The following is a 16,295-nucleotide window of genomic DNA, read 5'->3' as shown; positions in this document are numbered from 1 at the left end:
AGGTTGATTGTTATGAGATATATTTTAAATGCTGTAAAAACTTTTATGTTATGCGCGATTATCTTCCCTGTATTATTGAGTCAATGTTATGCCCAGTCTGTAACAGGGCCCTCTGAAAAACCTCGGATTGGTATTATTGGTGCGGGCTGGATGGGGGGAACGGTGGGTCGGGCATGGGTAAGAGCTGGATATCATGTGATGTTTTCCACGCGTCATCCTCAGGAACTGGAGTCGATGGTGAAACCATTAGGCAAGTTAGCCAGTATCGGAACCCCCCGAGAAGCAGCTGCCTATGGGGATGTGATTTTTCTGGCGACACCTTATGGGGCTATTCCTCAAATCAGCCATGACTATGCAAAAGAGTTAAGCGGTAAGGTGATTCTGGATGCGACCAATGCATCAGGAGGCCACGGGTCGATATTTGATGAAGCCGAGAAAGATGGTGATGCGGTCACCAATGCCCGCTATTTCCATTATGCTAAATTAGTCAGAGCTTTTAGTTCGGTTTGGGCGAATGCTATCGAAGCATCATCGGTGAGAGCGAATGATAAATTGGCTGTTCCTATAGCCAGCAATGATCCTGCGGCATTGCCAGTTGCAGAAACACTGGTGAAAGCGGCGGGTTGTGTTCCTGTCTCTATTGGTGATCTATCCAAGGCATATTTATTTGAATTAGGTGGACCAGCCGTAAGTATCAATACAACCGAAGCTCATATGCGAACTTTGCTGGGGTTAGCGCCTCAGTAGTCTCATAACATAGATGGTCGTTTGATCAAGCCTGCACGTTTTTGTGTGGGCTTTTTTCTATGTCTCTTTTAGCTTTTTTAGTTTGAGGTTGAGGTCGAGGCGAGTTGTATGAGTGATTATTATTAATGAATGTATCCAGCATACATGATCCCATTATTTTAATAATAGGATACATAATTGCACGAATGTGCAAAAAACAGACAGAAATAGGCAGTTGGATTAGAGCATGCTCCGAATAAGATAGTAATGATTGACTGTGTTAAGTCTTTGGAACGAGTTTGAGGAGTTTGCTAATGAGTGATAATGATTCGTTGAATGATCGTCGTGATTTTCTCAAAAAGGCCGCTTATGCAACGGCTGGTGTTGCCACCTTGCCCGGTCAGTTTACGCTGCTTGCGAAAAGTGCGAATGCGGGAGAGTTGGCGCCAACGATTAAAAGTCGGGGATTAGCCGCATTTGATACCTCCGGGGATCTTCAAAAATGGGAATTTGAACGACGCCCTATTGGTGATAATGATATTCTGATTGATATCAAATTTAGTGGGATTTGCCACTCAGATATCCATCAGGAATTAGGCCACTGGAGAAAACAACAATACCCTCAAGTGCCAGGCCATGAAATTGCCGGGATTGTGGCGGCTGTAGGTAAAAATGTCACTAAATTCAAAGTCGGTGATAAAGCGGGCGTAGGGTGCATGGTCGATAGTTGTATGGAATGCCACAACTGTACCCATGATGAAGAACATCTTTGTGAGCGTAACCAGACCGTATGGACTTATGGTAATCCTGATAGCACCTCGCCTTCGGGGATCACTCAGGGAGGATATAGCAATAATTTGGTTGTTCGTGATCATTTCGCAATTAAAATTCCAGAGAGTATTGACTTGCAGCATGCAGCCCCCCTCTTGTGTGCTGGTATTACCACCTATTCCCCTTTAATGCGTGCCAATTTCAAACCCGGAGATAAAGTCGCAGTTGCCGGAATCGGAGGGCTTGGACATTTAGCGGTTAAATTAGCTGTCTCCAAAGGTGCTGAAGTTTATGCCTTTACTACGACAGCAGATAAGATAAAGGACATTCAGTCATTTGGTGCCAAAGAAGTGGTTGTCGTTAATAGTCTTGATAATCTTGCGCCATATGCAGGGATGATGGATTATGTTATCAGCACTATCCCATATGATTTTAATATTGCCGCTTATGCCAGTTTGGCGAAACCCTATCATTCTCTTACGCAAGTGGGAATGCCGGTTCACGGCCAGCTCTCTGTGAATAACTTTATGATGATCCGGAATCGGGTCAATCTAAATGGATCCTTAATTGGCGGAATTGCTGAAACGCAGGAAGTGATGGATTATTGTGCACAACATCATATCTATCCACAGATTCAGGTGATTCATGCCTCTCAAGTGAGTCATGCATGGACGCAAGTTGTCAATAAAGAAGCGCGTTATCGTTATGTTATTGATTCATCAACCATTTAATGAATATTTTGTATTTCCGACTTCTCTGTTATTTTTGAAGAATTAGGCAATATTTGCATAGATATGGGCTAACGATTTGGCGAGTGATCAATTATGATTTAGCGAGTAAAAATAAGAAATAGTACAAATAAAGATATAACAAGCAATCCTCCAGAGTGGGGGATGAGTGTTGATTGAATAAGCAGAATGTTAAGTCCGACGCATGGTGTTCTAAATCCAATTTACGTTGGTGAATCGGGATTCAGATGTAAGTTAAGTTGTCGGTTATGCTTGTTTAAAAATACTCTGGCACCCACTCTGGTTATTCTCTGATAAAATATGTCCACGTAGCTGGTGGAATGTTGAAAAATTTCACAAAAAATCATGAAAGCATTAACTATGCAAAGGATATCATTAATTTATTTCAGGGAGATAAATTTGTCGTTTAAAAGGTTTGTTTCTTATATAAAGTTGCTTCATCTCCCTATACTTTTTTTTCTCTATATTTCTAATAGTGGATATGCAGCGACCAATTCTCAAGATGCAGAAAAGGTGAATTTAATGAAAATACGAATAACGGCTGGATCAACTGTACTAACTGCAACGATGAATGATAGTGCCACTAGCCGGGATTTTATATCGTTATTACCCCAGACACTAAAAATTACGGATTACTCATCCACTGAAAAAATTAGTGATTTACCGAAAAAATTATCAACACAAGGAGCCCCAGGCGGATGTAAAGCTGCCAAAGGAGATATTACGCTATATGCTCCGTGGGGAAATTTAGCGATTTTTTATCGAGATTTTGGTTATGCCAGTGGCTTGGTTTGTATGGGCAAGGTCGATGGTCAGCTGGATGATATTAAAAAACTTTCCGGCAATGTTTTGTTTGAACGAATTGATTAATATCAAATAATGTTCTTGGCCTCATTTTATCCATGATTAATTTATAGTATTCGCAGACTGCTAAGTTAAGTGATAAAGAGTTTCTCTGAAATTGTTTATTCAGTGGATAAAATAGGGCCTAAACGCATCTTGAATATCGTGACCTTGTGATGCCGTCTGTGGTTCTTATAAGGCGTATGGATTGAAGATGCGTGAATTAAGTCTAGGTAAGTACTTCTTGCTGTTCTGTTATTTGTAAAATCCACCATCATCGATCCCGATGAAAATCTATTGTCATTTTGTCCACTTCCCCTAAATTGATACAAATTTAAATTTAAGAGTTAACTCGTTTTCTATCAATAAAATATACCTCCAAACCGGTCAATTGATACAAAATACAATGGGGAGCAATCACGTTCCCTAATTGTATTTGTAAAATTGTTGCCAGCGGCTTATCGAAAACAATTGGAAAACGCTATCGTAGAACAGTCTTATTAATGGGAAAGTAGGCCGTTTCTAGAAAGCTCTGACGCTGTGTTCCTGCGGGCGGTGCTCATCGATAGAAGAGGGCATTTTTTTAGAATGAATGCCTCGGGTGCAAATTATAGCGGTGAACATCCTCGGTTGAATAATGGCTGTGGTATGCTGTCTGTTATTAAATTAATCAATGATGAAGGATACTCATGAGTGCAACAGATTTTCTGAATGACTTAAATCATCAATATCTTGCGATTCATCGGCGTAAAGAAGATTTATTCTGGGAAACTTATATGGGAACCAGTGATGACCATGAAGGTTCCGCCGCAGCCCAGACCCAGTGGACTCATTTTTTGAGTGATGCATCGCATATCGCTGAGGTAAAAGCTCAGATTGAAATGGCGCAGCATATTGCGGATCAAAAAGAGCAACAGGCCACTGTTCAGGGGTTGCAAGGTTGGTTGGCTATGTTTCAGGCCCATGCCATTGAGTCTCCTGAGGCCAAAGCGTTAAAAAACGATTTAATTCAGTTTGAAGCTGATTTTTTTGAAAGAAAACAGCATTTAGCGATGTATTACACTGATGAGCAAGGCCAGCGTCAGGAGGCTTCGTTACCTTCATTACGCGCGGCTATCCATACTAATAATCATGAGTCAGTTCGACGTAGTGCCCATCAGGCCCTCCTTGATGTTGAACAGTGGTTGTTGGGAAATGGATTTTTAGAGCTGGTGAAATTGCGCAATCGCTTTGCACGTTCATTAGGATATGCCAACTTTTTTGATTACTCCGTTGAGAAAACTGAGCATATGACTTGTGAACAATTGTTTGCGATTTTGGATGATTTTGAGCAGCGTACTCGAGAACATCATTTGCATAGTCTGGCGGTATTAAAAGAACAAAAAGGTGATCAGGCTTTGAGCGGGCATAATCTGGTGTATTCTTTTTCCGGAGATGTGATGCGAGAACTGGATCCTTATGTTCCTTTTTCGCAGTCTTTGCGACGCTGGGTCGAATCATTTAGTCGGTTAGGAATCGATTATTCCGGTGCTGAATTGACGCTCGATCTATTGGATCGCAAAGGTAAATATCAAAATGGATTTTGTCATGGACCCATTCCATCATTTTATGATGGAGGGAAATGGGTTGCCGCTAAAGTTAATTTCACCTCCAATGCGAAACCCGATCAAGTGGGCAGTGGCTATTCCGGGATCAATACGTTGTTTCATGAAGGCGGACATGCCGCTCACTTTGCGAATGTCAAAATGAATGCTCCTTGTTTTGCCCAAGAGTTTGCCCCAACGTCAATGGCTTATGCTGAAACTCAGTCCATGTTCTGTGATAGCTTGCTTGGGGATGCGGATTGGCTTAAACAGTATGCAAAAGATAGTCACGGTCATGTGGTTCCGGATCGCGTGATTCAAGCCATGATCCAATCTCGGCAACCGTTTAAGGCCTATGAAGAACGGAGCATTTTGTTGGTTCCCTATTTTGAACGGGCTTTGTATCAATTAAGCGATGATCAACTGAGTGCCGAACGGGTGTTGCAACTTGCTCGTGATACCGAACGCTCAATTTTGGGGATCGCGTGTAGTCCTCGGCCTTTATTGGCGATTCCGCATTTACTGTCGGATGAATCGGCGTGTTCGTATCAAGGTTATTTGTTAGCGCATATGGCGGTCTATCAGACCCGTGCTTATTTTACTGAACAATTTGGTTATTTGACGAATAATCCTCATATCGGCCCCATGCTGGCTGCGTCATACTGGAATGCTGGCAATAGCGTCTCGCTGAATGAATGTCTGAAAAAACTGACGGGTCAGCCCTTTAGTGCTAAATATTTAGCCGATGAATGTAATCTATCGATTGATCAGGCTTGGCAGGCTGAGCAGCAGAAAATGCAGGCCTTACAATCTAGAAAACTGATGCCGGTACAGTCTTTGAACGCCTCTATCCGAGTCGTGGATGGTAAGCAGGTGTTGGCCTCGAATCAGCAATCGGATGAACAGTTGTGCGAACAGTTTGAAGCCTATATTACAAGGAATTACGGGCGTTGAGGTGCGATTGTGAAGAATGAGGGTGTGTCACATGACTTGAATGGATCTTTGGATGAGCTCATTTCTCTTTCTTTGTAGTTGATAAAGTAGTTGGTGAAATGGTGGGTATCGAGTAGCCTTTACTCTTTAATTACAATGCTAACAAATATTTAATATTGAGGTTGTTTGAGCATGGAAAGGCTAAAAAAGGTTTGGCTACCGGTTTTAACGCTGGTTGAGGATATTGGGTTACTGCTCATTGCACTGATGGCTATCGTTGCGATGGGGCAGGAAGTCTGGTCAATCATGTTAAATCACCAGGTAACGCTGGCTGATCTATTGTTACTTTTCATTTATTTAGAAGTACTGGCCATGGTGGGGCTCTATTTACGTTCTGGGCGGTTACCGGTACGAATGCCTTTATATATTGTGATTGTTGCTCTGGCTCGTTACATGGCATTAGATATGAAAAATCTGGATACCTGGCGAATGTTGGGGTTGGCGGGAGCTATTTTAGTCATCGCCATTGCGATTTTGGTGATTCGTTTTGGCCATAAAAAATATCCTTATGGAGATACCGATCACCTGTAATTATGCGATTTAGGCCACTGTAATGACAGTGGCCTGTTTTATATGAGCCACCTTCCCTTAGTTAGCACTGAGCGTCATCTGTACTTCACTATTTTGGGTTAGCATTTGATTTCGGCTGTTTAGCAAAAAGACTCGTTCCGGAGTGATTTTCGCCTGATTCACCAGATAATTTTTCACCATTTTTGCTCGATCCTGAGCTAATTGGAGAAGTTGTATTGGTTTAACAGATTGTGCATTAAGTAAGCGATTATACATGGCGATGTGCAGTCGTGTGATTAACTGATCATCAGGCAGGGCTTTATTCGGATTCTGTGTATTCCATTGGGTTTGGATCTGTTTTTTCTCCGCACTGATATCGCCCTCAATCTGAGTTATAAACAAGTGTTGCAAGGCATCTGCTAATGGGCCGGATGCAGGGAAACGACTAGCAGATAGATCCACTGGTAACTGTTTTAGACCACTTTGTTGGAGCAACAGTTGATGCAATTGTTGTTCTTTGAGTGCAATTCGATCTGAAACCTGATTAATTCCACCTTTGAGAGATAATTTTAACTGAGGACGGTCGTCTAGAGCCTGTGCTAATTTATCCAGCCGCTGTTGCTGATCCCGTTCAATGACCAGACTGCCCGCCGGGAAACTGACCTGATTTAATTGATCATCACTGCCGACCAGTTTTGCGAGTAGTGAAAATGGTGACATGACCGCTTTCGTCAGAATGTTTTTGAGAGCACCCCAGACGATACTGGCATAACTGAAATCAGGATTATTCAGATCTCCCGAAACTTGCAGTCCTAAATCAATCACGCCATGACGATCCTGCAACAAAGCGATGGCTAGTTTTAGTGGCAGGTTAAGCGCTTCTTTTGAGTCGCTGGCTTTCCCCAGTTGCAGCTGGTTGATCACAATATGATTTTTCCCCATCAATTGATTGTGATCTAATTGATAATTCAGCGCTAATGAGAGTTGACCTTTATCGATGAAATAACCCGCATAGGTACCTGAGTAAGGATTTACGGAAACTAGTTCGACATTTTTAAAGTTTAAATCCAAATCCAGATAAGGGGGATCCAGCAATGGATTGATCTTCCCTTTGAGGGTGACCGGCGCATATTGATCAATAGAACCTTTCAGATCAACTTTCGCGGTACTGCCCGGTTGCGAAGATAATCTGCTAATTTGCCCGTTAAGAGACTCGATACCGGAGGCAAAATTAGGGGTAATCGATTGATCGGCAAAATAGGCAGAACCATCATGAATACGGATCTGTTTGATATTCACCTTCAAGGCTGTCGCGCTAGAGGCTGGTTGAGCCTTAGCGTGAGAAGCCGTTGTAGTTGGATGCGATAGAGTCTTGTCATTCGATGCAGGTTTGGACGGCGGAGTGGCCGCTGTTTTGACGAGATCACTGATATTACTGCTGCGGTCCGCATGGATGGTTACTTTGGCATAGGGTTTTTTCAAATCAATGTCGTTAATCTGCAACAGTTGTTTTTTCTGATCATAGGCAAGATCGTGGATCTGCATTTGCTGCCATCGCAGCAGCGGTTGTTTCTGATGATCACCAATTAACAGATCCGCCAGTGTTGCATCACCGTGAAAACGGACCTCCCCGTAACTATCCGCATCGAGTTGACCTTGACCTGAGAGCTGCCCCTGAGTGAGGTATAAATTTAAGTAAGGAGCTAAATAAGGTTGAAATTGTGCAAGTTGTAATTGATCCAACTGGAGCTTCCCACTGAGCCGTTGCTGATTGACGTCAATTTGTCCCTGACTGCTAAAACTTCCCGCAGAATTTTTGGCAAATTGGCCCGTCTGGGCCGCCATTGAAAGGGCTAATTGATAGTCGATAGGGGCAGTAAAGTGGGTATCGATAGGCCCCGTTGAGAGTGATACAGGTGTGATGTTCCAGTACACCTGATGCCCTATCTGATCATCAATGACGTTGGCCTCGGCCTGAGTCAACGAAAATTTTCCGAGAGCAACATGCCATTGTGGGGATGGTTTTGTGGCTGATGATGACTCCGATGCTGTTTGTGATGAGGATGCTGCCGGTATGTTGGGCGTAAAAAGTTGTACCAGATCGACACCTTGTTGATCCAGATGTGCATTAGCCCAGAGATGCTTAAGATACATATGATCGATAGTGACTTGTGAGATAGCTGAATCGACCGCAATATCGGCTATTTGCAGCTGATCAAGCCCAGCCTTAGGCTGTTGATCTGATGCAAATTGGAGTTGGCTGAGCGAAAACTGTCCCTGTCGGGTTTTGAATTGGAAATGTTGATTGGCATTTTCAAGTTGAAAGTGGCTGCTTAAATTGACTATCCCCTGAGTTAATTGAATGGCAAATTTGTCGGCAATTAGTGGCCAGAATGGGGCAAGTTGCAATTGAGCCAGTTGAATATCCCCCTGGACTTGTAGAGGGGCTAGTTGAAATTGTCCAGCTAATTTGAATGCACCCAGATTAGAGCCATTAAAGGTCAGTTGATAATGGTTGGTTTGTGCGATTTTTTGAGGTTGCTGGGGCGTTAAGCTGAGTGCCTGAGTATTGAATTGACTGACACCTAAATGAATCGTCTGGTAGCTGACATGAGCACCTGTGACTTGATCGGCGAGTTGAAGATGCCCGTTTTGAATCGTAATTTGGTTAATTTGTAGTGCTGGAATAGGGGCATCAGTGGCCGGGGTTGATGATGAAGGCGCAGGTGTTACCGCATTAATTCTTTCAATAATATCCGAGAAGTTAAAGGTTTGTGGACTGGTTCGCGCGATTTGGATTTTAGGATCGATAAGCGTGATGTGATCCAGATAAGGAGTCCAGGTGAACAAGCTGTGCCAGAAATTAAACTCCAGTTCGAGCTGTTTAAAGGCAATGAAATTTGCATTTTGTTGTGGATTTTCAAGTGCTGCTGCATTGATACGGACACGGAGTAAAAAAGGATTGATCCGAATATGATCTATTTTGAGATGTCGGCCCGTATATTGTAATACCCGGGATGGTGCCATTGACTCGGCAATAACCGGCACTAAACCACCTAATATAAGCGCATAGACGCCATAGGCAATAATTAGATAACTAAGCCAGCGCTGGTAACGAGGGCATTGTTTGAACCGGTGAAATGCTTTAGCAAATGTTGCACGAATCATTGAGATAATTCCCCGTGAATGATGAAGGGCTGTGATCATAAGATATAATAATAGCGTAGGCCTTTAGGAGCTATGTATCTTTTATGATTAGACGTGGTTTTCATTTATTTAAGCGTTATAGACAAAGCGCTTGAATGATATTGCAACTTTGGTTTATCACTCTCGTCTTCGGGGCGAGTACTATCGGCATGAATGAAACGCGTGTTATGCGCGTTTCATTTGAGCGACTGGCGATGATTTAATTGAGCAAATCGATACAATCAACGCTGATTCCGGGGGAAAGGTAGCCATTGCCCCCACTACCGCTGGCGATATTGATCGTGAGCGTATTCCAGCTGGAATTGCTATTCCAGGCACTGGCGGGAATTTCATAAATAAAAGTATGATTGTTGCCGCGATAGGTCCCGACTGTCAGCGTCCGGGTCGAAGGTTGTGTCGAGCTTGCCGGTACTGCTGAGCTCCATTGATTCACTTGGATTTGAGGTCTTGCGTTGGCATAAGCATCGGTAATTCCTATCCGCAATGTGTGCGCTTTTTGGCGCTGAGCGTTACTGAGTTGAAACTGGATCTGTTGGCCGTTATTTACATCTTTCCAGATATAGGCTGGAAAATCTCGGGATTGATTCGACCCAACCTGAAAGATTGGGGTTTGCCAGTTTGCCATTCGCACATCTGAAGGATGCATGGTGGTGACTTTATCCCCATTGAGAAATTCCTGCGGTGTCCCATCCCAATGACCAATGCGCCAGATAATACTCGCATTGTGGGGATCATCGCTAATGGTAAGAGTATGCAGCTGAGTAATCGCTGAAGCTGTGATGGAAACAGACTGCTGATACACAGCGAGCTCATTTTTATAAATCGTCAGAGTATAAGTTCCGGGCCGTATATCAGAGATGGAAAAAGAGCCATTGCTATCATCGGCATAGGTCCAATATTGTGTCTGCTCATTGGCTAAACCGACGACATAATGATAATCACTGACACGTCCCTCTATCCCAACTCCGGTGAGGCGTCCTCGCTGAGATGAAGATTGATAGCCCCGTAGTGACATGGAGGCAAACCAGCTGGTATCAATATCAGTCGATGGGGTATTGCCATCGGTGACGACTAACGTGTAGTGATTGAGAACTCCGGTCCGAAAAGCTTCGGTTTGGGCTTCGTTGTAATTCATCATGTAGGTGATTTCATTCACGTCATTGGTATTTTTGTTCAGCAGACTCCGGTAAAACGGGCCATTACTACCGCCTTCGAAATTGTCCCGAACGATCCAAATCCCAACATCTTGACTATATCCACCAATGTAATGCCAGTCGATAGCTCGGTGGTTGGAATAGTGTTTGGAACGGGTTTGACCGTTACTTAGAGAATAAATATCCGCGGATTCTATTGTGCCAGTTGTCTGGGTCAGGTCGGATTCCGTAGGGCCCAAAGGCAGGCGATTGTGACGCATTCGCAAGATGTAGCGAACATAAGGCGCGACGGTTGGTTCCTGACTAAAGTAAGTCGCCATATAAATGCGAGGTTCACCCCGACGGGCCATATAGTAGTGGGTCAGATTTCCGGCGGTAACTGTAATTTTTATGGTTTGCTCATTCACTTGTTGGGCCGTGACGGATGCGGTCGTGACATTAGTATATAGCCAGTCGAATCCGGAATTAATCTGAGAACCTTTATCGGCATACTGATATTCGACCCCATCGATCTTGAGCGATTCGATATCACCGGGGGAGTGGCGACTGGTTCCTGTGCTGACCCTGCGGACGGAAAATACTAATCCGGCATCGGTATCGACGGTATAGAAATCATGACTACTGGTTAAACTGAAGGCGGCCCAGCTGATATTGCTCCATAAAAGATAGAAGAGTCCGAGGCTCCACCATCCTAAGATACGGTACAACCGTTGGATATGAATATGAGTTAATGGCTCCATTTTAGTCTCTCTTTGTGATTCTGCCTGGCATCATGCCGACAGGTAAGATCATCTATCATGGAGCAATTAAAGAGATTAAAAATTAATCAAGTTCAAATAATATGTTTTTTATCAATAATGATGTGAGATGCTCAAATGGATGGACAATGGTGAGAATAGGGCTAACGGCCCTGCAGCCGTTAGCCCTGCGTGCGAGAAGGGCTATTGATCACTCATGCTATAGCGTGACGCCACTTTTGAAGATGGCAAGTTCTCGGAAATCATTGCGTTCGTTGCAGGCAAGCTCATCACCGTTGGCAATTTTAACCACTTTATCGATGAACTGTTCCAACAACTGTTCCATGCTGACGCCTTCCAGCAGTGCTCCGGCATTAAAATCAATCCAATGTGGTTTGTTTTTAGCTAATTCACTATTGGTTGCGATCTTCATGGTTGGAACCGGGCCGCCATAAGGTGTCCCACGGCCGGTACTAAACAGCACCATGTGACAACCGGCTCCGGCCAGCGCACTGGTTGCAACCGCATCGTTACCGGGAGCGCTTAGCAAGTTAAAGCCTGGGGTTTTCAGCCGTCCACCGTAAGGCAGAACATCGGAAACCACACTCTGGCCTGCTTTTTGAGTACAACCTAAAGATTTTTCTTCCAATGTTGAGATCCCACCGGCTTTATTCCCCGGAGATGGATTCTCATAGATAGGCTGATTATGGTCGATAAAGTATTGTTTGAAGTTATTGACCATATCCACGGTTTTGTCGAAAGTGGTTTCATCTTTACAACGACTCATGAGGATCTGTTCGGCACCGAACATTTCAGGAACTTCGGTGAGTACACTGGTTCCGCCGTTTTCGATGACGTAATCTGAGAAACAGCCCAACATTGGATTAGCGGTGATCCCGGAGAATCCATCGCTCCCCCCACATTCAAGACCAAATTTCAGTTCACTGAGTTTGCCAGGAACGCGTTGATCTTGTTTCATGACGTCTAATAATTCTTTGAGCTGTTGAACCCCATAAGTGACTTCATCCTGCTGTTTCTGGCAAGTCATGAAGTGTACACGGGTCGGATCGACCGCACCAAGAGTGTCTTCAAATGGACCAATTTGGTTGTTTTCACAACCAAGGCCAACTACCAAAACCGCTCCGGCATTAGGGTGATGAACCATGTTTTGCAGTACGGTACGTGTCGTGAGATGATCATCACCTAACTGTGAACAGCCGTATTGGTGACTGAACAGATGAACCCCATCGATCCCCGATAGATCCGCTTCTTTTTCTAAGCGAGCGATCATCTGTTTCGCGATGGCATTGACACACCCTACGGTTGGTATCACCCACAACTCGTTACGAATCGCTACATCGCCATTTTTACGCCGATATAATTTGATATCTCGATCAGCAGGTTGTTGCGGCAGTTTCACAAAATCAGGACGATACTGATATTCGTTCAGATCGCTTAAGTTGGTTTTGATGTTATGCGCATGAATATGCTGACCGACTTTCACCGGTGATTTGGTATGGCCAATCGGTAGGCCATATTTGATCACTTGAGCTGATTCTGGCAGATCAACAAGCGCAATTTTGTGACCACGGGGAATATCCCCGTGAACCGTAATCTTTTGCTGTTCAACCTTGATAATTTCACCGTCCGCGATCTCCCGCAGTGCGACCACTACGTTGTCGGTTGGGTGAATTTTGATAACATCTTGCATAGTCATCTATCCCTGTACGCTATTTTTTAAAGCGTCACGCATACCTTGTTGTAAGATTTGGCTTAAGTTTTGGCTGACTTGCTGAGCAAGTCCATCCACTTGAGTCAGGTCCTGTTCCCAATGCGCGTCGTTACTTAAAACTTTATGGACTAAATCCGCAACAGTAATTTGTTCATGCTCCAGCTGTTGCCAGAGTTGTTTGTAGGTTTCCAGCCACTCGGGTTCATCCTGCAGAGGATAACTTTCACCGGCGCGTTCGCCTTTATAAAAAGCGATCAAGGCCGCTAGAGCGAAGGTTAATCGAGCCGGAAGTTTGCCGGTCTGTTTCTGGTAGTTTAATAGTTGCGGCAGAATTCGAGTCCGGAATTTGGTCATACCATTGAGAGCAATCGATAGTAACTGATGTTTAATGAACGGGTTTTTAAAACGTTTCAAAACATCATGCGCAAATGATTCGAGCTCATCTTTGGGAAGATCCAAGGTCGGAACGATTTCAGTAAAGATGGTTTTTTCTACAAATTCCAGAATTTGCGCATCGTTCATGGCTTCGCCAACGGTGTTTAGGCCAGACAGGAATGCGACTGGAACCAGTGATGTATGAGCACCGTTTAAGATCGCTACTTTGCGTTCTTTATAAGGTTTGATGTCATCCACAATGCGGATGTTCATCTGCTGATCGCTTGGCAGCTGGTCAAGACAAAGTTCTTTTGCCAGAGACTGAGGCCCTTGGATTACAAATAGATAGAAGTATTCGGCGGTATCAACGAACTGGTCGTGATAACCAAATTCTGTTTCAAGCGCTGCGTGTTCATCGCGAGGGAAACCCGTTACGATCCGGTCAACCAATGTTGAACAGAAGGTGTTAGCGGTTTCGATCCACTGGATGAAGCTATCACTTAACTGCCATTCTTTGGCATAACGCAGAACCAGAGCTTTCAGAGCGTCGCCGTTGTAGTCGATCAATTCGCAAGGAATGAGGATCAGACCTTTATCGGCTGCGCCATTAAAGTGATCAAACCGTTCGAACAAGAAGCGAGTGACTTTAGCAGGATAGCTTACAGCTGGAGTATCGGTAAATTTATCGCCTTCATGATAAGCGATCCCTGCTTCGGTGGTGTTCGAGAATAAAAATTTAAGTTCAGGATTACGAGCAACCGCTAAAACATCGTCAAATTGCTGATAACAATTAAGTTCGCGATTCACTGAACGGATTAAACGAGGCTGGCGAACGGCTTCACCTTGTTCATTTAGTCCTCGGATCAATGTAGTGTAAAGACCATCCTGAGTCGACAGACTCGGTGGAAAATCAGTATCTAGGGGGCGAACAATGACGACCCCGGCATTGAGCGAAGTAAGCTCGTTCAGTTTATCTAATTGCCAATCAACGAAGGCCCGCAAAAAATTTCCTTCACCGAACTGAATGACTTTGTCAGGATATTGAGGCCCTTTAAAGTCTTGACGATTTAACTGTTTCATAGATGCTCCATGAGAGCGGCCAGGGGCTGCTGGCCGCAGATAAAATGCTGATTGAATTAAGCTAATTCAATTCCAAAGTAGTTTTTCGCGTTGTTAAAGCAGATATCTGAAACCATTGAGCCTAGCAGCTTGATATCCGCAGGGGCTTCACCATCTCTGACCCAATGACCGATCATCTGGCAGAGGATCCGGCGGAAGTATTCGTGACGAGTGTAGGACAGGAAGCTACGGCTATCCGTCAACATACCCACAAAGCGGCTGAGCAGACCCAGCTGAGCCAACTGAGTCATCTGGCGTTGCATCCCATCTTTTTGGTCATTGAACCACCAGCCAGAACCGAACTGCATTTTCCCAGGGATACCACTGCCTTGGAAGTTACCAATCATAGTGCCCAGAACTTCGTTATCACGAGGGTTTAAGCAGTACAGGATCGTTTTAGGTAGTTCATCAGTAGTTGCCTGAGCATCCAGAAGACGAGACAGGTTGGCCGCGATTGGTTCATCGTGAATAGAGTCAAAACCAGTATCTGGACCTAATTGCTGCAGACGCAGGGTATTGTTGTTACGCAGTGCGCCAATATGATACTGCTGTACCCAGCCACGACGATTGTATTCACGGCCTAGGAACAATAGAACTTCAGTCTGGAAAGCCTGGCTCTGAGCGTGGGTCAGTGTTTTACCTTGACGACGAGCAACGATCATCTGATCCAGTTCTGCTTCGCTAGCGCGACCGAATGGGACAGTGTCCAGCGCGTGGTCAGAAACTTTACAACCGTGAGCATCGAAGTGGTCCAGACGTTTGTTCAGTGCGTCCAACAGGCTTGCAAAACTAGTGATTTCAACATCAGCTGCTACCGCCAGTTTATCTAAGTATTCAACAAAGATGTCCGCATCAATTTTGAATGCTTTATCAGGACGCCAACTTGGCAGTACTTTGACAGGGAAACCATCTTTAGCGATTGCAGCATGATTTTCCAAAGAGTCGATGGGATCATCCGTTGTCCCGACCATTTTAACGTTCATTTGCTGCATAATGCCGCGAGCACTGAATTCTTTCTGAGCTAATTTTTCATTGCATTCGTCCCAAATCCCTTTTGCTGTTTCTGGGGTGAGTAGACGATCACTAATACCGAATGGGCGACGCAGTTCCAGATGAGTCCAGTGATAGATTGGGTTCCCAATGGTAAAAGGTACGGTCTGAGCGAACGCCATGTATTTATCGAAGTCGCTGGCACTGCCGGTACACAATGATTCATCTACACCATTCGTACGCATGGCTCGCCATTTATAATGGTCACCTTTTAACCAGATGTCATATAAGTTTTTGAATTGGTAGTCTTCTGCAATCTGTTCTGGTGGAAGATGGCAATGGAAATCAAAGATAGGTTGATCTTTGGCGTAGTCATGATACAGACGTCGTGCAAAATCAGTATCAAGCAAAAAATCTTCAGTTAGAAAAGAACTCATGTTCCGCTCCATAAATAGATGATTTTAAACCAAAATTATTGGTGTAATGATATTTTTAAAGTTGTTATACCAATTATTCTACTTATCTACACCCCTGTCTATGGGAAAAATCAAGTTTGTAATACTTATCACATAAAATCCCTTATTTACGAGCAAGATCACATTATTTAGAGGCGAATAGCCAAAGAGCAAAGGGGTATAAGTGTGTAACATATTATGTAATTCTATTATACCAATATAAGATCTGGCTCACATTCTATGGCTTCTGGTGATTATTTATTCAATAAGCATCAAACCTGCTTATGGTGATTTAATGACGGGTTTTTGATATTTGGAATTAAATAGAGGTCTTACAGAAAAGGATAACCA

At 44.0% G+C, this 16,295-nt stretch carries 10 protein-coding genes; 5 read left to right on the top strand and 5 right to left on the bottom strand.

Annotation, left to right across the window (positions count from 1 at the left end):
* Positions 1–12 precede the first annotated feature (12 nt).
* The 5 genes from ABUE20_RS14330 (at position 13) to ABUE20_RS14310 (ending at position 6,196) form a co-directional block, all read left to right on the top strand.
* Positions 13–747 (top strand): NADPH-dependent F420 reductase, encoded by a 735-nt coding sequence (locus ABUE20_RS14330; protein WP_408620625.1) that lies wholly within the window; start codon positions 13–15, stop codon positions 745–747.
* Between the two features lie 293 nt (positions 748–1,040).
* On the top strand, positions 1,041–2,228 hold the full coding sequence (locus tag ABUE20_RS14325; protein WP_408620624.1) for an NAD(P)-dependent alcohol dehydrogenase: 1,188 nt from the start codon (positions 1,041–1,043) through the stop codon (positions 2,226–2,228).
* A 540-nt stretch (positions 2,229–2,768) separates the two neighbouring features.
* Positions 2,769–3,116, top strand: a complete 348-nt coding sequence (locus ABUE20_RS14320) for a cyclophilin-like fold protein (protein ID WP_408620623.1) — start codon at positions 2,769–2,771, stop codon at positions 3,114–3,116.
* 662 nt (positions 3,117–3,778) lie between these two features.
* On the top strand, positions 3,779–5,626 hold the full coding sequence (locus ABUE20_RS14315) for a M3 family metallopeptidase (protein WP_408620622.1): 1,848 nt from the start codon (positions 3,779–3,781) through the stop codon (positions 5,624–5,626).
* Between the two features lie 171 nt (positions 5,627–5,797).
* Positions 5,798–6,196, top strand: a complete 399-nt coding sequence (locus ABUE20_RS14310) for a phosphate-starvation-inducible protein PsiE (RefSeq protein ID WP_408620621.1) — start codon at positions 5,798–5,800, stop codon at positions 6,194–6,196.
* Between the two features lie 57 nt (positions 6,197–6,253).
* Here the strand turns inward: ABUE20_RS14310 and ABUE20_RS14305 are convergent, their stop codons facing one another.
* The 5 genes from ABUE20_RS14305 to uxaC all read right to left on the bottom strand — a co-directional run bounded on the left by ABUE20_RS14305 (position 6,254) and on the right by uxaC (position 15,926).
* Positions 6,254–9,343 carry a DUF748 domain-containing protein gene (locus ABUE20_RS14305; protein ID WP_408620620.1) on the bottom strand — a complete coding sequence of 1,030 codons (3,090 nt, stop codon included), beginning with the start codon at positions 9,341–9,343 and terminating at the stop codon, positions 6,254–6,256.
* A gap of 238 nt (positions 9,344–9,581) precedes the next feature.
* On the bottom strand, positions 9,582–11,276 hold the full coding sequence (locus tag ABUE20_RS14300) for a rhamnogalacturonan lyase B N-terminal domain-containing protein (protein ID WP_408620619.1): 1,695 nt from the start codon (positions 11,274–11,276) through the stop codon (positions 9,582–9,584).
* 217 nt (positions 11,277–11,493) lie between these two features.
* Positions 11,494–12,984 (bottom strand): UxaA family hydrolase, encoded by a 1,491-nt coding sequence (locus tag ABUE20_RS14295; protein WP_408620618.1) that lies wholly within the window; start codon positions 12,982–12,984, stop codon positions 11,494–11,496.
* 6 nt (positions 12,985–12,990) lie between these two features.
* Positions 12,991–14,460 (bottom strand): tagaturonate reductase, encoded by a 1,470-nt coding sequence (locus tag ABUE20_RS14290; RefSeq protein ID WP_408620617.1) that lies wholly within the window; start codon positions 14,458–14,460, stop codon positions 12,991–12,993.
* A gap of 56 nt (positions 14,461–14,516) precedes the next feature.
* On the bottom strand, positions 14,517–15,926 hold the full coding sequence (gene uxaC / locus ABUE20_RS14285; protein WP_408620616.1) for a glucuronate isomerase: 1,410 nt from the start codon (positions 15,924–15,926) through the stop codon (positions 14,517–14,519).
* Positions 15,927–16,295: the final 369 nt, after the last annotated feature.

The sequence above is a fragment of the Celerinatantimonas marina genome (assembly GCF_046054165.1).
GTDB lineage: Bacteria > Pseudomonadota > Gammaproteobacteria > Enterobacterales > Celerinatantimonadaceae > Celerinatantimonas.
The sequence above is the reverse complement of the archived record's forward strand: the minus strand, read 5'-3'. Positions and strand labels throughout refer to the sequence as shown.